Here is a 20,461-nt window from a genome sequence, read left to right on the forward strand (position 1 = left end):
CGCCGTCGACAGGGAGGAAGCGTGCTTCCAGGATGGGTCATTTTCGCCTCGGCATTCGCCTATCTGCTGCTGCTGTTTGCGGTGGCGAGTTACGGCGACCGCAAGAGCCGTACGCATGGCGTACCCACGAACGGCCGGCCGATCGTCTATGCCCTGAGCCTTGCGGTCTATTGCACCTCGTGGACGTATTTCGGCGGCGTCGGGTTGGCAGCCGAACACGGGCTCGAATTCACAGCCATCTATATCGGTCCGATCCTGATGTTCACGATCGGTATGCCGATCGTCCGACGGATCATCGACCTCGCCAAGGCAGAAAAACTCACCTCGGGAGCCGACTTCATCGCCGCCCGCTATGGCAAGAACCCGATCGTCGGCATGCTGGTGACGATCATCTGTCTGATCGGCACGATTCCCTACATCGCCCTGCAATTGAAGGCGGTCTCCAGTTCAGTCTCCGCCATGGTCGACCCGACCGCATATGGTATCGGCACGGGCAATCTCTATTTCATCGATCTGCCGCTGGTCGTGGCCTTTCTCCTCGCCTGTTTTGCCGTCGTCTTCGGCACTCGCCACACCGATGCCACCGAACATCAGGATGGCCTGATCCTCGCCATTGCGATGGAGTCGGTGGTCAAGCTCGTGGCATTCTGGACACTCGGCATCTACGTCGTGTTCTTTCTGTTCAACGGACCGGTCGACCTTTGGCAGAAGGCGAGCGAGAACCAGGCTGTCATGACGGCACTGTCGCACCAGACTCCGATCAGCCGATGGGTCCTGCTGATCGCACTGTCTGCCTTTGCCATCATCATGCTTCCCCGCCAGTTCCACGTCACCGTGGTGGAAAACCGGACCAGCCGTGAGCTGAAGCTCGCCGGCATCCTGATGCCGCTCTATCTCGTGGCGATCAATATCTTCGTTCTGCCGGCGGCGATGGGCGGCATCATGGCCTTCAACGGCGGTGGCGATGCCGACCTCTACGTCCTGTCCCTGCCGCTGCATAACGAGATGAAATTCGTCTCGCTCATCACCTTTCTCGGTGGCTTTTCCGCGGCGACCGCCATGGTCATCGTCGCCTCGGTCGCATTGGCGATCATGGTGTCGAATGACATGATCCTGCCGATCTTCCTGCGGCAGAACCTGCTTACCCGGGCGAGCCATCGAGACGACTTCGCCAAAACCCTGCTGCATATACGCCGCTCGGCAATCTTCGCCGTCATGCTCCTCGGCTATGTCTACTACCGCTCGGCCGACAACACGACCGGGCTGGCCTCGATCGGGCTGCTCGCCTTTGCCGCGATCGCCCAGATCGCTCCGTCGCTGTTTGGCGGCCTGTTGTGGCGCCGCGCCAATGCCCGAGGCGCGATTGCGGGCCTGAGCACAGGCGTCTTCGTCTGGGCCTATCTATTGTTCCTGCCGAGCCTCGGCGCTGAGGACAACTCGCAAATCGCCTCGTCCATTCTCGGCTTCCTCTTTCCCGGCATCGGCATATTCAGTCCGGCGCAGGCCGATCCCTTGGTCAACGCCACGTTGCTGAGCTTGCTGATCAATACCGCCGCATTCATCATCGGTTCGCTCAGCCGCAATCCGCGCCCCGTCGAGCGGATCCAATCAGGCATTTTCGTCAAACGCCATCCCCGCTCCCAGTTCGCCACCCGCGGCTGGAAGACCCGCGTCAGCGTCGGTGACCTGAAAACCGCGATCGCCCGCTATCTTGGCGACGAACGGATGATGCGTTCCTTCCGCTCCTACGAACAGGCCGCCGGCCGTCGGCTGGACGACGACAGCCCCGCCGACATGGCCTTCATTCATTTCTCCGAGCAATTGCTCGGCAGCGCCATTGGCTCATCCTCGGCCCGTCTGGTGCTTTCCCTGATCCTGCAGAAGGCGGAGGACACATCCGCCGATACAGCCTGGCTGCTCGACCAGGCGAGTGAGGCGCTGCAATATAATCAGGACATGCTGCAGACGGCGCTGTCGCAGATGGACCAAGGCATCGCCGTGTTCGATGCAAGCAACCGCCTGACAATCTGGAACCGCAGGTTCCGCAGTCTGCTGGACCTGCCGGAGCATGTCGGACAGGTGGGTTTTCCGCTCGCCGAGATGATCGCGCTGCTCGCGCAGCGCGGCGACGTTCCTGCCGCAGAGCAAGCCCATTGGGTGAAGCGCTTCCATCAATTCGACAAACCATTCCGCCTCGTGACGGCTGCGGGCGAACGCATCATCGAGGCGCGCTGCAATCCGATGCCCGACAAGGGCTTTGTCGCGACCTTCACCGACATCACCAGCCAGGTCGCCGCCGACAAGGCGCTGAAGCAGGCGAACGAAACACTGGAGCAGCGCGTTAGCGAGCGCACTGTGGAACTGACGCGGGTCAACCATGCGCTCGCGGAGGCGCGCGCCGCGGCGGACGAAGCAAACATCGGAAAAACCCGATTTTTTGCCGCGGCGGGCCACGACATCCTCCAGCCACTCAATGCCGCCCGACTCTATTCGTCTTCGCTGGTCGAAAGGCTTGGCGATTCATCCGACAGTTCGCTGGTGCGCAACATCGACTCCGCGCTGGAATCAGTCGAGATCATCCTCGGCGCCGTGCTCGATATTTCCCGCCTGGACACCGGAGCAATGAAGCCACGGCTGGCCCAGGTGCCGCTTCAGGGATTGCTTCAACGCATAGAAACGGACTTCGCGCCGATCGCACGTGAGAAAGACCTCAAGCTGGTCGTCATGCCAACCTCGCTGACGGTGCGCTCCGACCCGAACCTCTTGCGTCGCCTAGTGCAGAACCTCGTTTCCAACGCGATCAAGTATACACCGTCCGGGCGCGTGTTGGTCGGCGCGCGACGGCACGGCGAGGAAGTCGTCATCCAGGTGATGGATTCCGGCATCGGCATCCCCCCGTCGAAGTTCCGCACCGTCTTCAAGGAATTCGCCCGACTGGAAGAGGGGATTCGAACGGCCTCCGGTCTTGGCCTCGGGTTGTCGATCGTCGACCGCATCGCTCGCGTCCTCAATCATCCGGTGCAGCTTTCCTCCAAGCAGGGAAAGGGGACGACTTTTCGCGTCGTTATGCCGCTCGACAAATCCGCACCTGTTGCGGCAACGGTGTCGGACATGCCGACAGGCACCAAGGCCGCCATACCTCTCAAGGGGTTGAGGGTTCTCTGCATCGACAACGAACCAAAGATCATCGAGGGTATGGAGCTTCTGCTTTCCGGCTGGGGCTGCACCGTTACCTCTGCCGGATCGGTCGAGGCGCTCGACGCGATCATTGCGACGGACAAGAGTCCGCCGGATGTCATCATTGCCGACTACCATCTCGGCGACGGCAGCGGCATAGGTGCGATTCTGCGCCTGCGGGCGCTTTACAAGAGCGATTCCATTCCCGCCCTGCTCATTACCGCCGACCGGACTGCGGAAGTCCGGGCGGAAGCCGAGCGGCAGAACATCGCCTTTCAGCACAAACCTGTACGGCCCGCGGCACTCCGCGCTTTCATCACCCAGGTCTCGGCAGTCAAGCAAACCGCTGCCGAATAGGCAAGTGCGCACGGAATTGACTTGCATCAATGTGACCGCATCGTAATTGATCGATACTTTATAATGTTAGGCGTAATGCCTGACGTGATCCGTAACCGGCACTAGCCTGTTCTCGTGAGGAGGACTATGTGATGCATAGCAAGACTTGGCGAATGGTCATGTTCGGACTGGCCTGCCTGAGTGCAATTAATCCGGCCTCGGCAACCCCAGCTGTCGCACCGATCCCTGATCGCATTGCAAATCAAATCGAATCGACCGGCGCATTTATGCCTTCGCCTGCCATCAGCGACGGCGAGGTGCTGCTGGCCCAGTGGCCGCCACCTCCACCGCCTCAAGGCTGGAGACCTCCGCCACCACCGCCACCGCCAGGTTGGAGGCCTCCTCCGCCACCGCCACCAGTTTGGCGACCGGCGCCACCGCCGCCGGTCTGGGGGCGCCCGCCACCGCCGCCCGTGTGGGGTACGACGTCGGCTCATGTGCGCTGGTGCATGAACCGCTATCGGTCCTACAACCCACGCACTAACACCTATCTCGGCTTTGACGGCCGCTACCACCGGTGCCGTAGCCCATATCGCTGAGGCAAGTGCCGGGACGTTGAGTGCTTGAAGGTCGCCGCTTTCCTGAAGGCGGCGACCGGTGGGGTTCAGATCTTTGCCACTTGGCAAGACGGCAGCGGTTTATCAGCGGCTCAGGGCCGTTAGCTGCGGGGGGCGGTCCATGCGCGGCCAGGCGGTGGCGAGGTCTCGGACGGCCGCGTCTCGGCCCAGAATCTCCCAGCCATTCCGATCGGCCTTCACATAACGCTGGAAAGCAAAGGCGGTTCTACCCCGAATGGTCGCGGCGACGACCTCGTCGGGAAGGATGAGGCGCCGGCCATAGACTCGACGCGGCGGCAAGCGCATTTCCGGCAAGACCATGTTGACCAGCTCGGTGCAGAAAGTGCAGGCCGGCGTGTCGAGATCGAAATAGTAGTCGAACGGCATGCCGACGCGCTTGTAGAACTCTCCCAGGGCCTGGCGACGGCGCGCGGCGCTCAAGCCGGTCGGCCGCAACTGGACGATGGCATCGGCATTCAGCGCGAGCGGAGCCGTCGACAGATGCACACCCTTGTTGTCCGCCTCGATGAACAGGGCGCCGCTGCGGATCGCCTCATGGTACTTGCGGATGGCCGACGCATCCCAGACGCCCGCACGGCGCAATTGGCGCTCATTTCCGACATAGATGGCCACATGGCCAAAATGGCCCGGAATCGCATGCCCCGATAGCCGCCCCTTGTTGTTCACTGCAATGACGTCGAGCGGCTGAAGTTCGGCCAGGATGGCGTTGAGGGCCGGTTCATGGCGCAGCAGAAAGCCCTTGCGCCAAACCACCGCCGCGATCAACTTGCCGATCGTCGGCGCGAACGGTTCGGCCAAGGCGACGAGGCCTTTCGGATAGCGTTCCGGCTGCCGGCAGCAATCGCTAAGCGCGACGCTGCCGGGCCGTGAAGCGTCCGGCTGCGGCTTCGTGACCGTCGTGCAGGCCGATGCCAGCAGCACAAGCGCGAGAACGGCCACGCGCGTGGCCCAAAGACACTGCGACGCCGGTCGAGATACAGCCGACAGACTCTTGGCAAGCGGCACGCTTGAAACGCGGCGCGGTAAGTTCATGAACATGCAGAAGCCGAGCCTGTCCTACCCCCTGCGCGAACCCCGATCCCGCGCCGGCAGCTTTTATTCCGATTTATGCAAATAACTAAACGGAGACGGAAGGCAAATCAATCCGTGATACAGCTGGACAGGTGCCCTGACATCCGCCGTGCTCGCCGCAGCGTCACCAAGACTTCAGAGCTCTCAGCGTCGGGGTCTTCTTGAGCATGTGCTCGTCCATGCGGGCGAGCAGGCGGTCCAACAGTTCGACGGCCTGACCGACCGCCGGCCCCTTGTTCAGCATGACGCACTCTGCCCGAGCGGCCATGGCCGCATCGGTCATTTCTCCGCGGGTCGGAATACCCTCGCGCACCAGATCCTCCAGCACCTGCGTCGCCCAGACCACCGGCACCGACGCAGCCTCGCTGATCCACAGGATCTCCTCCTGCATTTCCGCCAGCCGCTCGAAGCCTATCTCGGCGGCTAGGTCGCCGCGCGCGATCATCACACCAAAGGGGCCGCGTCGGCGTGCCCGGGCGATCAGGGCCGGCAGGTTCCGCACCGCTTCTGGTTGCTCTATTTTGGCGATCACGCCAAGCGTGCGGTCGGCCATGCCGTGACGCGCCAGCATGGCGTCGAGCAGATCGATGTCTTCGGGGCGGCTAACGAAGGAATAGCCGATCATGTCCGCGCACTCGATCACGGTGACGAGATCAGACTCGTCCTTGGCAGTGAGCGGTGACAGACCAAGCGCGGTGTCCGGCAGATTGATGCCCTTCTCCGGCTTCAGCTTCGAGCCGCGCGCCTTTGTCCGTTCGACCCGCACCACTGCCTCACCGTCCCCGAGGCTTTCCACAACCGCCTCCAGCTTGCCATCGTCATAACGCACGCGATCGCCAACCGAGAGGCGCGTCACCATCTCTGGCAGCGACACGCCCGCCGAATAGAGCACCTCCGCACAGGTTCTCGGTACGCCCGATGCAACAAGGCGGATCCGGTCGCCCGCCTGGAGACGGGCCTTCTTGTCGGGTAGGACCACGGCAGTCGTACGGATCTTCGGTCCGGCGATGTCCATCAGCACAGTGATGTCGCGACCGGTCTCGACAGCGGCCGCGCGGGCGAAGCCAGCCATGGCGCGCCAGGCATCAGGTCCATCATGGGCGCAATTGATGCGTGCTACATCCATGCCACGACGGGCAAGATCAAGAATGAAGTCGGGGCTCTCCGCCGCCTCGCTTGGCAGTGTGACCATGATCCGCGTACGCCGATGGGCTGGCGGTTTACCGAACAGGGACGCTGACGCTTCATCAAGGCGGGCTTCGCCGCGGAAAAATTCCGCCTCCGACGGCATGGCGACCGGGCTTTTGCGGCCTGCGAGGGCCGCCAGCGCCCCGATCACTGCGTCCAACGTAGGCAAAACCCGACTTTCGAGGCGTCCGAGCGACGACAGACCGAGGGACATCAGCCGCCGCTGGAGCGGGCGGAGGTCATGATGGCGCAGACACAGATAGTGGGCCAGGTTGACAACCGCCGGGTCGACAGGCTCTCCGCCGCCGGCAAAGCTGGCGATCAACGGCACTGCAGCCTCAATGACCGCAGCGCGAAGCGCCAGCACGTCATCGAGCAAAGCGGAGGCTTGCTGTTCCTCATGACGGAATTCCTGAATGTTCATGCGCGACATCTCCTGCCCCGGGCTTATCCTGCCACGGGACCGGCACCCTGTGCGCACGGTCGGTATGGGAGTTTCGGAGCGAGCCCGTCTTCCTTTCTAACCGCTGCACTTGACCGATATGTGACGAAACTCGCACAGGTCGACCAGCCGCGAAAGAGTACTTTCTTCTACGGGCAGATGGCGCCAAGGGCAAAACCCACGCGAACTCCGTTTGGGCGCCCTCAGGATCACCCGCACCGGTCCCGCAAGCGTCAGGGTGGAACAGGTTCGCCATTCAGAGGCGCAATGCCCAGATTGTCGCATGGCGGATGGCGTCGGGAGAAGCCGACAGGCGTGCCGAGCTGACCGGCTCGAAGCCATCCACGCGCTTGGTTCCCGCGATCCGGCCACCGTCGGCGAAAACTTCGATTGATCCATAATCGAGGAAGATGCGCAGGCGCTGCACTTGTGCGCCTTCCACGATATAGCGAGGCGATGCCCGGTCGGGACTGCCATAACGCAACCAGAGTCCCGTTTCGTCCTGGACCAAGCCGAGAGCGACATGTGGATGTTCGAGCGTCAGATCGAACGCCAGGCCCGGTTCATTCAGATCGAACAGTATTTCCACCGCCCCGTTCAAGAACGTGACCACTTCACCCTTCGCCAATCGGGTGCGGTCGAGAATATGGCTCCTCAGGCTTTCGGCCGCACCGATCGGCGGGGTCAACAATTGCCCGTCCTCGAGCTTCAGTGTGCGTGGCAAGGTCATGGCCGAGGGGAAATCAACCGCGGGGCCGGTATCGGCCCAATTGCCGAGCCAGCCGATGCCGACCGGTATGGCTCCATCGACAAAGGCCTGGAAGGCATAGTTGTCGGTGATGAAATCGAGCTCGCGGCTAAACTCCCGGGAAAAGCTCCGACCGTCAAACCAGCCGACTTCCACCATCGTCAGGTTGCGACGTCCCGTTCGCTCGTCTGTACTGTTCATCAAGCCGTAGATCAGCGCCCAGCGGGCCGCAGGGTCCGTCGTTTCGCCATCAAGCGGCAGCAGACACGGGCACTCGATCGCTGTTGTCCGGTGGCGGGTCTCGATCAAGAGCTTGCCGACATAGGTCCAGCCGCCGGCCGCCTGCGGGTCCTCCGTCTCGTAGAGCAGGATCACCCCACCCTCGTCGCTCTGACTGCCGAGCAACATTTTCCACCGGCCGTCCGGCCCCTTGAAAACGTAAGGGTCGCGAAAATCGAGCGTCAGTCCCTCATCTTGCGGACGGTGCGGCAGGATTACCGTCGCCTCGCCGGCGGTGAAGAGATCGGCGGAAACCGCCGACATCTGGATCTCCTGTTCAGGCTGACGCCCGCTCACCTTGTCGGTGAAGAAGACCCGGATACCCGGTCCGCTGGGCAAAGGGATGGCCGAGCCGGAGAAGGCGCCGCCGCGTTTATCGGGACGGGCAGAGAGATCTTCCGAGGGGAAGAGAAAGACCGGCAGATGCCGCCAGCGCAAGTAATCAGACGAAACCGCATGGCCCCAATGCATGTTGTTCCACATCCGACCATGGGAATAATGCTGATAAAACAAATGGGGCCGTCCGCCGAAACGGCCGAAACCATTCGGATCGTTCATCCAACCGAAGGGCGGGCGGAAATGATAGGAGGCCGGCAGGTCCGGCGCAGCGTTGACCGGATTGGTATGAAGGACTGTGATCCCCGTTTCCAACACATCGGCCGGCGTGAACCAGTAGGCGACCGAGACGGAGGTGACTGCCGTGTCATAGCGAAGTTCGAGGTGGCCACCGCCGAACACATGATAGATGCGGAAGGAATTCTCCTCGGCATTGACCGCATGCACCTCGCCGAACTTGCCGCCATCACTGTGGAGCGAAACGGAACCGGCCGTGCCCGGCTCAACCGCCTTCAGCCAAAGATGCAGTGTTGCGTTCACCGGAAGATCGGCGGGAATGACCTTGAGCGTCGCAGGCTCCGCAGTCGAATTGCTGTCCATGGTCAATGACGCTCCTATTTGCTCTGGAAATCAGCGACACGCTGCTTCATCGGGATATGCCCTCTCGCTGGATCTTGATGATCCCCGCAGCCAGGTCGCGCGCGGGTCCACTTGCGGGTTCTTGAGGGCGCGCAAAGCCGAGATCGGGAACATCGGTTTGCCTCCGTTTGAGGGGACTATCTGGCTAACGCTCCGGTCTCCGATCTGGTTCCCATTTACATGCCAAGCCGCAAGGTCTCGCCGATCCGGAGAACAGACGCCCGCGCCTGCCCGTGAGTTGCGGCCAGAAAGCGTTCGGCCGGTGCGCGCAGCGGCTCGGGCGACAGGGCAAACGTACCCCAGTGAATCCCAATGCCGACGGAGGCATGCACGTCGCGCAGGATATCGGCGGCATGTTCCGGTGTCGAGTGCATGTCGGCCACCAGCGGCAAGGGCTCGAAGGCACCGATCGGCACCAGCGCCAGATCATAGGGGCCATGCGTCCGGCCGATCTCGTTGAAGACGGGGCCATAGGCGCTGTCGCCAACAAAGAGTGCAGCGCGACCAGCGACGCGGATGTCCCAGGAATAAGCGTCACCGTCGAGCTTGGCGAGAAGGTTGCGGCGCGTGCCGTGCACGGCGGGGAGCGCGGTGATCCGCGCCCGGCCGGCGACAAGCGTCGCACCGATCACCGGGTGTTCCACACTGGCGAAACCGGCATCCTGTCCATAGCGTTCCAGCCCGTCCGGAAGAACTATCCGCGCTTTCGGAAACCGCTTGGCCAGCGCCTTCAGCGACGGCGTATGCAGGTGGTCGTAATCACCGTGGGAGATGACGACGATGTCGATCGGCGGCAGGTCGTCCAGTCCAATCGGCGGGGCGGCGTGGCGGTGCGGCAGGGGACTTGTCAGCGAGAAACCGACAGGGAAAACGGGGTCGGTCAGGATCGCAACGCCGCCGAACCGCAGCAGCACGGTCGAATGACCAAGCCAGGTGACGGTGTCCCCACGGGTGTGCAGGCCCGCCAGCGCCTGTTTCCGGTCGAGCACCAGGCCTTCGGCGGCTTCGGCGCGGCGGACATAGAGGCCAGTCGCTATGCCCAGATGGTGAAGCGCCAGACCGGCGGAACGCAGGCCCGGCGGCAGGAGACCGGGGGGATCGCCTTCGCTGGAGGCTGTGCCATGGCAGGCCGACAGCATCACGGCGAGCAGGCCGGCGGCGAGGAAACGCGGCAAGAGGCATGGCAGAAGGCGCATCGCGAGGGACGCCGGGCGGTGCTGCCTGCCGGTGGCGCATCGCGCGCCGACGGCACGCTTCCCCCACTGTCTCATGTCGCCCCCGCAAGCCAAGTCCGGTCCCGCCCCATTGAGCCGGATCGCCGGGCGGTTTGCAAGCGCCAACACGTTGCGGCGGGCCTGTCGCCTTCATGGATCCGTCACCATTTGTTCATCAGCCTGTGATGACACGGATCTATCGCGGTCGAAGGAAACCTACCGACCAGGAACCACCATGCGCCTGACCGCCCCGATCCTTGCCGCGTTTTTCGCTCTCTTCCCCCTCCTGCCCTCCGACGCCTCTATCCCCCAAGCCGACCATGCCGGGCTGGTCCGCGCGCGGCTGATGGACGCCAACCGGTGGCGCGACCATGTCATGGTGGTGGCGCATCGGGCCGGATGGAAGGAAGGCGGCCAGGAGGTGCGGGCGGAAAACTCGAAGGCGGCGATCGATCATGCCGCGGCGATCGGGGTGGAGATGGTCGAACTCGACGTGCGCCGCACCAGAGACGGCGCGCTGGTGGTGATGCATGACGCGACGCTGGAGCGGACGACGACCTGCCGGGGTGCGGTCGCCGATTTCATGCTCGACGCGCTCAAGGCCTGCCGGCTTGTCGTCGAGGGCACGGGGATCGTCACCGACGAGCCGGTGCCGACGCTGGTCGACATGCTGTCCCATGCGAAGGGCCGGATTCTCGTCAATATCGACAACAAGCTCGAGCCGGAGGACCTGGTCGAGATCGTTGCGACCGCGCGCGGGCTTGGCATGGCGGACGGCATTCTGATCAAGACGCCGATCTGGAACGACGAGCGGCTGGCGCGGGCGCGGACCGTGCTCGACCGGATCGGCCCGGACGTCGCCTTCATGCCGATCCTGGCCGACGACGCGGTGCGCGATGCCGGTTTCGTCGACAAGGTAGCCAGGGCCTTTGGCCCGAGTGCGGCCGAAATGATCCACTGGCACCGGCAGGCCTCCGAGCCGTTGACCGGGGCCGGCGGGCCGCTTTTCTCGGCCCAGTCGCGGGCGGCGGCCGTGCGCGGCAATTTCCACATGTGGATCAACACCTATCAGATCACCGATCGACCCGAGGGCATGGTCGCCGGCGGGCGCGGCGACGGGCTGGCCTTTGCCGGCGGCGATCCGCAGGCGGTCTACGGCTTCTGGATCGATCGCGGCGCGACCATCATCCAGACCGACGAGCCCAAGGCGGTGATCGACTGGCTGGCCCGCAACGGCTATCGCCGCGGCTATGGCGCCGGGAGCTGAAACGCCGTCCATCTGCGGGGAAATCCCCCCGTCCTCTCTCCGCCCTCTCCCTCCCCGGCATGGGCCTCGCCGGCATCGGGCGTGGCCTGCCCCGGCATCACTTCCCCGGCAACACTGGCCTTCGGCATGACCGGCCTTGCGCCTTGGCGCACCTGCGGCATCCGCCGCCATGCCCGCGTGCGTCACACCGCGTCGTCCTCTTCTTCGGGCAGATGCTTGTGCATCCAGGTGATCAAGCGCTGGTATTTGTTTTCCTGGCCATGGCAGCATGGCGGGCGCACGAGCTCGGTCAGGCTGGGCTCGTCCTTCGGCCAGTATTCGGCCAGGCATTTCCGGTGGCGGCGGCAGACGGGAAAGGGGCAATCGCGCCAATAGCCGAACAGGCTGGCGCCGACGGACAGCCAGGTCCAGCGCAGGAAGTCCGCGCGGATCTGCCCCGGCGCGTCTTCGAGCGGCAGGTGATCGCACCCGCCGCCGTCCAGATAGGCCTTCCACGCATCCGACGGCAGGCCGTTGACCGTCGGCACCACGCGCGCCTTGCGGCGCTTCTTTCTGGTCTTGCGTCCGGCCATGCCCTGTCTCCATAGCGTTGCCGCCCGGCCTGCCTGCGGCACCCGGGTTTTTCGTCAGATCGGAGGGCCCACGCAAAGGCGGTACCGCTCTAGTGAATAACAAGGCACCGCCTTTGCGTGGCCTTCGGCGTTCTCAGGGGCTTTCACCCCATCAGACGGCATGCTCGCTCCGCTGCGGCCAGACTTGCGCCCGGCCCTCCATGGACGACCCAAACCGGACTTGCGCCCGGGGGGAGCTTGAGGCGCGGACCAAAGGCCCGCCCCGCCAACCGCCTCTCCGGCCCCGGCTGCACGTTACAACCCGAACCCGAAGCACCGGCCCCCGCCTGTCCCGCAACGTCTCGCGCAACATCCGGCGACGGAGGCAACGCAGATTGTAGCCGCAAAGGATACGGGCGGGGAAAACAAGGGGTGTTTTTTGGCTAAGGGATTGGGATCGTTATGATTCGGGTGGGGAAATTTTTTTTATTTTTTTGCAGAATGGTGGTCGCGGAGGGAGCGCCCACCATCGCTCAAAAGCCTTAGAAACCGGCTTTCAGGGATGGCTAGGGGGACACGATGTCCCCCTTTTGTGTGCCTTCTTCGCATAGAGCCGAAGACTGTTCAAGGACGGCAATGGCTTCGAAACGGTTGAACTGGTAGGCTGTCCTAGGACGTTGCTGGCATCCGCTGCATCGCCCTCCTTGCCTTCAAGGTCCAGTTGAATAAGATGCAACTATTAATATGTCGCGAGTCTACCGCTATGTGGAAACGCATGCCTGAAATGAATGTGAAACTATGAGCGAGATCGCATGCATTGACCTGTTCTGCGGTGCAGGTGGATTGACTCACGGGCTAAAACTAGAGGGCGTGAACGTCGTTGCGGGCATTGATGTTGAGGAAGCCTGTCGGCACCCCTTCGAGGCGAACAATGAGGCGACTTTCATCAATGGTGATGTCTCCAAACTAAGCTCCGAGTTTGTAGGTGGTCTTTTTGGTGATGCGGACGTACGCATACTTGCAGGTTGTGCGCCCTGTCAGCCCTTTTCCACATATTCGCATCGCTACGAGACCGCTGGTACTCCTCGGTGGGGCCTGCTGTATCATTTTAGCAGATTGATTAGGGACACGCGTCCTGAGCTGGTTACCATGGAGAACGTCCCGTCGGTTGCGAAGCACAGCGTCTTTTCGCATTTCGTCGAGGCATTACAAGAGCTCGGATACCACATTAGCCAGCAGATCATCGATTGCACCCACTACGGTCTGCCTCAGAGCAGGAAGCGTATGGTGCTACTGGCGTCGAAATACGAGCCTATTGCAATCGTTGCCCCAACGCATTCTCGTGCGACAACAGTAAGAGAAGCAATCGGCGCCCTTCCGGAAATCGAGCATGGGGCAAGCAGCGAGATTGATCTGCTTCATACAGCTTCTCGGCTTTCGGAATTGAATTTGGAAAGAATACGGGCTTCCCGGCCAGGAGGAACTTGGCGGGATTGGCCCGAGCATCTTGTTGCTGCATGCCACAGGCGCGATACTGGAAGGACGTTTCCGGGTGTGTACGGGCGAATGGTCTGGGATACGCCATCACCTACGTTGACGACACAATTCTTCGGCTTCGGAAACGGAAGATTTGGCCATCCGGAACAAGATCGTGCTTTGTCACTTCGCGAAGGTGCAATCTTGCAGGGCTTCCCACAGACTTATTCGTTCGTCCCGAAAGGGCAACCGGTGGGCTTCAAGGGCCTAGGACGAATGATCGGTAATGCTGTGCCTGTAACTCTTGGCGAGGTTATCGGTAAAAGTATCAGGTCGCATTTGGACTGTGTGTTTGGTTCTGTCGAGGAGGCTACAACTGAAGAACGTCATTCCCGCGTCGCCTGAGGTAGGGCTGCGTATGGCAAGAGTCAGGCAAAAAGGGACTACAGCAGAACTCAATTTGCGGAAAGCCTTGCATTCTAGAGGGCTCCGATATTCGCTGCATGTGCCACTACTGAGCAAGCCGAGGCGAGTAGCTGACGTCGTGTTTCCGAGGATCCAGGTGGCCGTATTTGTAGATGGATGTTTCTGGCATGGGTGCCCAATCCATGGCTCGTGGCCCAAGAACAACGCGGATTTCTGGCGAGCCAAAATAGAAGCAAATCGTGCCAGAGATGCGGACACCGATCAACGTCTGGCAAGCATTGGCTGGACTGTGTTGAGGGTCTGGGAACACGAGAACCCTCAAGAGGCCGCTGACAAGATTGCCGATATTGTACGCTTGCGAAGAGAAGCCATGCGGCGAGATGGACACTGAGCTGAATGTCTAACAGGCTGACAAACTTGCCTACAATTGCTTAAGTTGTGGCGAGTAAAATTTCTTTTTTGAATTGTGTTTGGATGGGGTAGAATGGACGAGAATGTAACTGATAACGCGATAACCGAAGCTGCGGTGGCAATTCCCACGAAGCAGTTCTTCGTGTCGATGCTAACACGCGACATTACTTTGGCAGATGCCATTCTCGATTTGCTTGATAACTGCCTAGACGGAGCGCTGCGGCTCGCAAACGGTGGTGATGTAGACTACTCCCGCCACTTCGTAAAAATCACGCTGAGCAAAGACAGTTTCCAGATTGAAGACAACTGTGGCGGCATTCCTCGGGACGTAGCAAAGAACTACGCGTTCAAAATGGGGCGTGAGCCCGATGATAAGCGCGATACCGATACCGAGACAATCGGTATGTACGGCGTTGGGATGAAGCGCGCGATCTTCAAAATGGGGCGTTCCGCAAAGGTGAACACACGCCATCTTGAGGATGCGTTTGAGGTGCCGATCACGTCTGACTGGTTGGATGACAAAGGTTGGGAGCCCCTGCCCATCCTAGATATGACCGGGGCCGATCGCTTGAACGAGCCGGGGACGAAGGTCAGCGTTACAACCCTGTATGCGGGTGTCTCACGTCATTTCATGAACGATGGGTTCCTCAACGAACTGCGTATCTCGATTGCTGAGCACTTCACGTTGTTTCTACAGCGAGGCCTTAAGGTCGAAGTCAACGGTACAGAGGTGGAAGCTGTGCATGTTGAGCTACTGGTTTCGACGGATAAGGATGGACCCGCACCGTTCGTGTTTCAGAAAACGATTGATGATGTTGTCGTATCAATCGCTGTAGGTCTCAACACTGGGCGGGGTTTGGCTTCGGACGAGGATGACGGACAAGATTTTGAACGCGACAGATCTGTATCTACAGCAGGTTGGACGGTGTTCTGTAACGATCGAGCTGTCATTGTTGGTGATAAGAGCCGTCTCACTGGTTGGGGCGATGGTATCCCCCTTTATCACTACCAGTTCTCTATCTTGACAGGCATCGTAGAGTTCAGATCCAAACATGCTGAAAAGCTGCCGGTGACAACAACAAAGCGCGCCCTCGATACGTCTTCAGACGTTTGGCTTCAGGCCCTCGTAAAGATGAAAGAGGGAATGCGCATCTGGATCAGCTACACCAATAATTGGAAGAACCATCCTAGATCCGATCAGACAAAGTTCTGGAAGGGCGCTATCCCTATGCCATTGAAGGGGACTGTCGATGTGGTGGCCGAGCGAGCCACAGCGAAGAAGGCTGACGGGCACATTGAATACAACCCACAGAAGAAGGGGGTTATCCCGAAGCCTGAGACGCTGAAGCCCTCTTCGCGGCGGGTTGTATTCTCACGGCCCATTGAGGAGATCCGGTTGGTGTCAAAGGCTCTCTTTGATACCCCTGACGAAGCGCCTGGGGTTGTGGGGGACAAGTGCTTCGAACTCGCTCTGCAAAATGCAGATGCCAGCGAAGAGGGCGGCAATGAGTAAGGGTGCCTCTCTGCCTTATCGATTGAGGCCAAACAAAGCCGTTGACCGCGAGCTGTTTCTTGGCCTGCTTTCTCGTCTTGCGCCATCCATGGAATTGGAAGACTACCGCTACGTTGGTTTAGGTGGGCCTTTCCTCGAAGACTTTCGCCTCTTGCATGCGCGGCTGGGCATTAACGATCTGGTCAGTGTTGAGATGGAAGAGAGTGTCCATCTAAGGCAAAATTTCAACCGTCCTATTGATCGTATCGAATGCGTTCACAGTACGCTCGAAGATTACATCGACGAAACTGACTTTGATAAGCCAGTTATCATTTGGTTTGACTATACCGTTCCGCTGGATGTGACTGAACAAATCGAGAGATTTGCCAGGACCGTTGTTGAAGTGCCGCTCAATAGCATTTTGCGTATCACCCTGAATGCCAACCCAGAAAGCTTAGGAAAGCCGGAAGCCGGAGAGATTGCCGTGCAATTGGCTGGTGTTAAGTCGTCAACTCAGAAAACGTTACAAGAGTGGCGTCTTGATCGGTTGCGTGAGCGCTTGGGAACATTATTTCCGAGCGACCTTAAACCTGAGGATATGACGCGCAAGCGCTACGGAAATAGCCTACTAAAGACGTTACACATCGCTGTTGAGAAGGAGGTTCTCAACTTTACAGACAGGCGGGCCGCTTGGGTGCTTGCGACGCATTACGCTGACGGGCAGCCAATGGTGACTGCAACTATCGTGGTCGCTCCCAAGAACGATATGTCAATCGAGCCTTTGCTTGAGAAATGGGAGTATAGCTCAACACCAGACGTGCCGCTCGTCGTGGATATGCCAGCCCTGTCTACGCTTGAGCGACTGACCATGGAGTCATGTGAAAATCCTCAGGAGAAGCTAGGGTTTAAGCTGCCTAAGTCAGACATGGGCGAAGACCCATATCAGTCATTCAAGCGTTTCTACCGGTTCTTCCCACACTTCTCCCGCGTGGAGTTGTGAAGCACCATAGAGCTTTTGGTTGATGTACTGACGTTCCTATCCCAGCTCCATTGCTTGGGCTACTGGAAATCAAAGTCAAATTTTGAAACCGGCGAATTTTTACGAGGGGGTATCTATACCCCTTGTCCAGCGAGACGTGACCCCTGCCTTCAAAAAAAACCGGCACCTGACGCTGGGCCAGATGCCGGCTATGTCTCGCAAATGAGAGCTTACGCTCGCCCCCTCATCCGCCATTTGGGCACCTCCCCCGCTTGCGGGGAGAAGGGCACCTGACGCCTTACGCCGCCTTTGCGCTTTCCGCGTAGGGATTGAACCGGCCGTAGAAGGTTTCGCCCTTTTCGGCCATTTCCTTCAGCAACGGGGTCGGCTTGAAGTGGTCGCCGTAGGCAGCGGCCAGTTTCTCGCAGAGTTCCACGAAGGTCCTGACGCCTATGCCGTCGATGTAGGACAGCGTGCCGCCGGTGTAGGGGGCAAAGCCGAAGCCGAGGATGGAGCCGACGTCGGCTTCGCGCGGATCGGTGACGATGCCTTCTTCCATGGTGCGGGCCGCCTCAAGCGCGATGGTGACGAGCAGGCGCTGCTGGATCACCTTCACGTCGACGTCGTCGGCCTTCTTCTGGGCGAAGAGATCCTTCAGACCCGGCCAGAGGAATTTTTTGGCGGGCTTGGCTGGATATTCATAGAAGCCCTTGCCGTTCTTGCGGCCGCGACGGTCGAGCTCGTCGACCATCTTGTTGATCAGGGTCATATGGCCCGGAACGACGGCGGCTTCGCCGAGATCGGCGATCGAGGCCTTCATGATCTTCTGGGAAAGATCGACGGCGACCTCGTCGTTGAGCGACAGCGGGCCGACCGGCATGCCAGCCATCTTGGCGGCATTCTCGATCATCACCGCCGGCACGCCTTCGATCAGCATGTCATAGGCTTCGTTGATATAACGGAAGACGCAGCGGTTGACATAGAAGCCGCGCGTGTCGTTGACGACGATCGGGGTCTTGCGGATCGCGGCGACATAGTCGAGGGCGACCGCGATCGCCTTGTCGCCGGTTTCCTTGCCGAGGATCACTTCCGTCAGCATCATCTTCTCGACCGGCGAGAAGAAATGCACGCCGATGAACTGGGCCGGACGCTTGGAGTTCTTGGCAAGGCCTGTGATCGGCAGGGTCGAGGTGTTGGAGGCGAAGATCGAGCCTTCCGGGAGCACGGCTTCGACCGCCTCGATGACGGCCTTCTTGACGTCGCGGTCCTCGAACACGGCCTCGACGACGAGGTCGGCATCGGAGAGCGAGGCGTAGTCGGCCGAGGGCGTGATGAGGGAGAGCAGCTTTTCGCCTTCTTCCCTGGACATTTTGCCCTTGCCGACGGCGCCGGCGACCAGACTTTCGGAATGGGTCTTGCCCTTGGTGGCAGCTTCGATGTCACGGTCGATCAGCACGACCGGGATGCCGGCAGCGGCCGTCACATAGGCGATCGAGGCACCCATGAAACCGGCGCCGACGACGCCGACCTTGTTGAACTCGGACTTCGGCACGCCTGCCGGGCGACGGGCGCCCTTGCCGAGCTCCTGCATGGAAACGAACAGCGAGCGGATCATCGAGAAGGCTTCGGTGGTCTGGACGATCTCGGTGAAATAGCGCTGTTCAATGCGAAGGCCGGTCTCGAAGGGAACCTGCAGGCCTTCATAGACGCTTTTCAGGATGGCGAGTGCGGCTGGATAATTGCCGGCGGTCTCGCGGCGCAGGATGGCGGAAGCGGCCGGCCAGAGCTGGGCCGCGGCCGGGGTCCAGATGCCACCGCCGGGGACCTTGAAACCCTTTTCGTCCCAGGGAGCGACGGGCTTGAGGCCGTCCTTGATCATCTGCTTGGCGGCCGGGATCAGCTGGTCGGGCTCGACCACCTGATGCACGAGGTTCATCGCCTTGGCGCGCGAGGCGGTCAGCGACTGGCCGGTGGTCATCATCTGCAGAGCGTCCTGCGTGCCGGCAAGGCGCGAAACGCGCTGGGTGCCGCCGGCGCCGGGGAAGATACCGACCTTGACTTCCGGCAGGGCCATCTTGACCGACTTGGCATTGGAGGCGACGCGGCCGTGGCAGGAGAGCGACAGCTCGAAGGCGCCGCCCATGCAGGTGCCGTTGATCGCGGCAACCCAGGGCTTGCCGTTGGTCTCGATCTTGCGCCACAGCCAGGACATGCGGCCGGCGGCGTCGAACAGCTTCTTGATGGCATTGTCCGGATCGCGGGCCTTCTCCTCGTCGATCATCGAGAACATGCCCTTGATCATGGTGAGATCGGCGCCACCGGAGAAGGTCGACTTGCCGGAGGTGAAGACGACACCCTTGACGGCTTCGTCAGCGACGGTCTGGTCGACGATCTTCTCGATCTCGTCCATCACCTCGAGAGTGAAGACGTTCATCGACTTGTCGGGCATATTCCAGGTGACCAGCGCAATGCCGTCAGCGTCGGTCTCTACGGTGAAGTTCTTGTAGGTCATTGTTCTTCCTCCCGAAATCAGACGCGTTCGATGATGGTGGCGGTGCCCATGCCGGCGCCGATGCACAGCGTGACGAGGGCGGTGTTGAGATCGCGGCGTTCCAGCTCGTCGAGCACGGTGCCGAGGATCATGGCGCCGGTGGCACCGAGCGGATGACCCATGGCAATCGCGCCGCCGGCGACGTTCATGATGTCGTGGCTGACGTTGAAATGCTGCATGAAGCGCAGGACGACGGCGGCAAACGCCTCGTTCAGCTCGAACAGGTCGATGTCGGAGATCTTCATGCCGGAACGCTTCAGCAGCTTTTCCGTGACGTCGACCGGGCCGGTCAGCATCAGCGCCGGATCGGAGCCGATGTTGGTGAAGGCACGGATGCGGGCGCGCGGCTTGATGCCCATGCTCTCGCCGCCGGCCTTGGAGCCGACCAGCACAGCGGCGGCGCCATCGACGATGCCCGAGGAATTGCCGGCGTGGTGAACGTAACGGATCTTCTCGATTTCCGGATGGGCCTGGATGCCGACGGCCTCGAAGCCGCCCATTTCACCCGGCATCTGGAACGACGGGTTGAGGCCTGCCAGCGACTGCATGTCGGTGCCGGGGCGCATGTGCTCGTCGCGATCGAGGATGGTCAGGCCGTTCTGGTCCTTCACCGGAATGACCGACTTGGCGAAATGGCCCTTTTCCCAGGAGGCGGCGGAGCGCTTCTGGCTCTCGACGGCATAGGCGTCGACGTCGTCACGGGTGAAGCCGTATTTGGTGGCGATCAGGTCGGCCGACACACCCTGCGGCATGAAATAGGACGGGAAGTTGACCGAGGGATCCATGTACCAGGCACCGCCGGACATGCCCATGCCGATGCGCGACATGCACTCCACCCCGCCCGCGACGACGATGTCATCGGAGCCGGCCATGACCTTGCCGGCGGCGAAGTTGATGGCGTCGAGGCCGGAGGCGCAGAAGCGCGAGATCTGGATGCCAGGCGCGGAGAAGGCATAGCCAGCCTCGAAGGCGGCGGCCTTGGGGATGACGGCGCCGGCTTCCATGACCGGGTCGACGCAGCCGAAGATGATGTCGTCGACGGTGGAGGTGTCGAGGCCGTTGCGGTCACGCAGCGCTTCGAGCACCTTGGCGGCCAGGCGGGGCGTTGGCACCTCGTGCAGCGATCCGTCCTTCTTGCCACGGCCGCGCGGAGTGCGCACGTGGTCGTAGATGAATACGTCGGTCATTCTCTCTCTCCCTTCTTACGGCTTCAGCCTCACGGTCGCCGCTGGAAAATAAA

Annotated in this window: 14 protein-coding genes; 7 read left to right on the forward strand and 7 right to left on the reverse strand. The window is 61.1% G+C overall.

Annotated elements, in window-relative coordinates; all coding sequences use genetic code 11:
- Window positions 1–21: 21 nt before the first annotated feature.
- On the forward strand, window positions 22–3,534 hold the full coding sequence (locus RNA01_RS02185) for a hybrid sensor histidine kinase/response regulator (protein ID WP_147178322.1): 3,513 nt from the start codon (window positions 22–24) through the stop codon (window positions 3,532–3,534).
- Between the two features lie 266 nt (window positions 3,535–3,800).
- On the forward strand, window positions 3,801–4,112 hold the full coding sequence (locus RNA01_RS24310) for a BA14K family protein (protein WP_210245724.1): 312 nt from the start codon (window positions 3,801–3,803) through the stop codon (window positions 4,110–4,112).
- Between the two features lie 102 nt (window positions 4,113–4,214).
- On the opposite strand, the gene RNA01_RS02195 is transcribed toward RNA01_RS24310, so the two are convergent.
- From RNA01_RS02195 to RNA01_RS02210, 4 genes are all read right to left on the reverse strand, one after another.
- Window positions 4,215–5,090: a YiiX/YebB-like N1pC/P60 family cysteine hydrolase gene (locus RNA01_RS02195; RefSeq protein WP_170253332.1), complete on the reverse strand. Its 876-nt coding sequence runs from the start codon at window positions 5,088–5,090 to the stop codon at window positions 4,215–4,217.
- Window positions 5,091–5,346: 256 nt separating this feature from the next.
- Window positions 5,347–6,834, reverse strand: a complete 1,488-nt coding sequence (locus RNA01_RS02200) for a pyruvate kinase (RefSeq protein WP_147178325.1) — start codon at window positions 6,832–6,834, stop codon at window positions 5,347–5,349.
- A gap of 274 nt (window positions 6,835–7,108) precedes the next feature.
- Window positions 7,109–8,815, reverse strand: coding sequence for a glycoside hydrolase family protein (locus RNA01_RS02205; protein WP_147178326.1), 1,707 nt, complete (start codon window positions 8,813–8,815; stop codon window positions 7,109–7,111).
- A 215-nt stretch (window positions 8,816–9,030) separates the two neighbouring features.
- Complete coding sequence (locus RNA01_RS02210; protein ID WP_170253333.1) at window positions 9,031–10,050, reverse strand: MBL fold metallo-hydrolase; 1,020 nt, start codon at window positions 10,048–10,050, stop codon at window positions 9,031–9,033.
- A gap of 253 nt (window positions 10,051–10,303) precedes the next feature.
- On the opposite strand from RNA01_RS02210, the gene RNA01_RS02215 reads away from it, so the two are divergent.
- Window positions 10,304–11,335 (forward strand): glycerophosphodiester phosphodiesterase family protein, encoded by a 1,032-nt coding sequence (locus RNA01_RS02215; RefSeq protein ID WP_147178328.1) that lies wholly within the window; start codon window positions 10,304–10,306, stop codon window positions 11,333–11,335.
- A gap of 182 nt (window positions 11,336–11,517) precedes the next feature.
- Here the strand turns inward: RNA01_RS02215 and RNA01_RS02220 are convergent, their stop codons facing one another.
- A complete protein-coding gene (locus RNA01_RS02220; RefSeq protein ID WP_147178329.1) occupies window positions 11,518–11,907 on the reverse strand; it encodes a hypothetical protein in 390 nt (129 codons plus the stop codon).
- A 777-nt stretch (window positions 11,908–12,684) separates the two neighbouring features.
- On the opposite strand from RNA01_RS02220, the gene RNA01_RS02225 reads away from it, so the two are divergent.
- From RNA01_RS02225 to RNA01_RS02240, 4 genes are all read left to right on the forward strand, one after another.
- Window positions 12,685–13,767: a DNA cytosine methyltransferase gene (locus RNA01_RS02225; RefSeq protein WP_147178330.1), complete on the forward strand. Its 1,083-nt coding sequence runs from the start codon at window positions 12,685–12,687 to the stop codon at window positions 13,765–13,767.
- A 13-nt stretch (window positions 13,768–13,780) separates the two neighbouring features.
- Window positions 13,781–14,179: a DNA mismatch endonuclease Vsr gene (locus RNA01_RS24400; RefSeq protein WP_147178331.1), complete on the forward strand. Its 399-nt coding sequence runs from the start codon at window positions 13,781–13,783 to the stop codon at window positions 14,177–14,179.
- Between the two features lie 93 nt (window positions 14,180–14,272).
- Window positions 14,273–15,712: an ATP-binding protein gene (locus RNA01_RS02235; RefSeq protein WP_147178332.1), complete on the forward strand. Its 1,440-nt coding sequence runs from the start codon at window positions 14,273–14,275 to the stop codon at window positions 15,710–15,712.
- Window positions 15,705–16,691, forward strand: coding sequence for an O-methyltransferase (locus tag RNA01_RS02240; protein ID WP_147178333.1), 987 nt, complete (start codon window positions 15,705–15,707; stop codon window positions 16,689–16,691). The genes RNA01_RS02235 and RNA01_RS02240 overlap by 8 nt, the downstream gene beginning before the upstream one ends.
- Window positions 16,692–16,968: 277 nt before the next feature.
- Here RNA01_RS02240 and RNA01_RS02245 read toward each other — a convergent pair whose 3' ends face one another.
- Both RNA01_RS02245 and RNA01_RS02250 read right to left on the reverse strand, forming a co-directional pair.
- Window positions 16,969–19,182: a 3-hydroxyacyl-CoA dehydrogenase NAD-binding domain-containing protein gene (locus RNA01_RS02245; protein ID WP_147178334.1), complete on the reverse strand. Its 2,214-nt coding sequence runs from the start codon at window positions 19,180–19,182 to the stop codon at window positions 16,969–16,971.
- Window positions 19,183–19,199: 17 nt separating this feature from the next.
- On the reverse strand, window positions 19,200–20,408 hold the full coding sequence (locus RNA01_RS02250; RefSeq protein WP_147178335.1) for an acetyl-CoA C-acetyltransferase: 1,209 nt from the start codon (window positions 20,406–20,408) through the stop codon (window positions 19,200–19,202).
- Window positions 20,409–20,461: the final 53 nt, after the last annotated feature.

Source organism: Paenirhizobium naphthalenivorans (assembly GCF_007992095.1).
GTDB classification, from domain to species: Bacteria; Pseudomonadota; Alphaproteobacteria; order Rhizobiales; family Rhizobiaceae; genus Allorhizobium; species Allorhizobium naphthalenivorans.

Coding starts and splice junctions, on each gene's coding strand:
- RNA01_RS24310 (WP_210245724.1), top strand. CDS start 3,801: ATGCCTTCGCCTGCCATCAGCGACGGCGAGGTGCTGCTGGCCCAGTGG.
- RNA01_RS02200 (WP_147178325.1), bottom strand. CDS start 6,834: ATGAACATTCAGGAATTCCGTCATGAGGAACAGCAAGCCTCCGCTTTG.
- RNA01_RS02205 (WP_147178326.1), bottom strand. CDS start 8,815: ATGGACAGCAATTCGACTGCGGAGCCTGCGACGCTCAAGGTCATTCCC.
- RNA01_RS02210 (WP_170253333.1), bottom strand. CDS start 10,050: ATGCGCCTTCTGCCATGCCTCTTGCCGCGTTTCCTCGCCGCCGGCCTG.
- RNA01_RS02215 (WP_147178328.1), top strand. CDS start 10,304: ATGCGCCTGACCGCCCCGATCCTTGCCGCGTTTTTCGCTCTCTTCCCC.
- RNA01_RS02220 (WP_147178329.1), bottom strand. CDS start 11,907: ATGGCCGGACGCAAGACCAGAAAGAAGCGCCGCAAGGCGCGCGTGGTG.
- RNA01_RS02225 (WP_147178330.1), top strand. CDS start 12,685: ATGAGCGAGATCGCATGCATTGACCTGTTCTGCGGTGCAGGTGGATTG.
- RNA01_RS24400 (WP_147178331.1), top strand. CDS start 13,781: ATGGCAAGAGTCAGGCAAAAAGGGACTACAGCAGAACTCAATTTGCGG.
- RNA01_RS02235 (WP_147178332.1), top strand. CDS start 14,273: ATGGACGAGAATGTAACTGATAACGCGATAACCGAAGCTGCGGTGGCA.
- RNA01_RS02240 (WP_147178333.1), top strand. CDS start 15,705: ATGAGTAAGGGTGCCTCTCTGCCTTATCGATTGAGGCCAAACAAAGCC.
- RNA01_RS02245 (WP_147178334.1), bottom strand. CDS start 19,182: ATGACCTACAAGAACTTCACCGTAGAGACCGACGCTGACGGCATTGCG.
- RNA01_RS02250 (WP_147178335.1), bottom strand. CDS start 20,408: ATGACCGACGTATTCATCTACGACCACGTGCGCACTCCGCGCGGCCGT.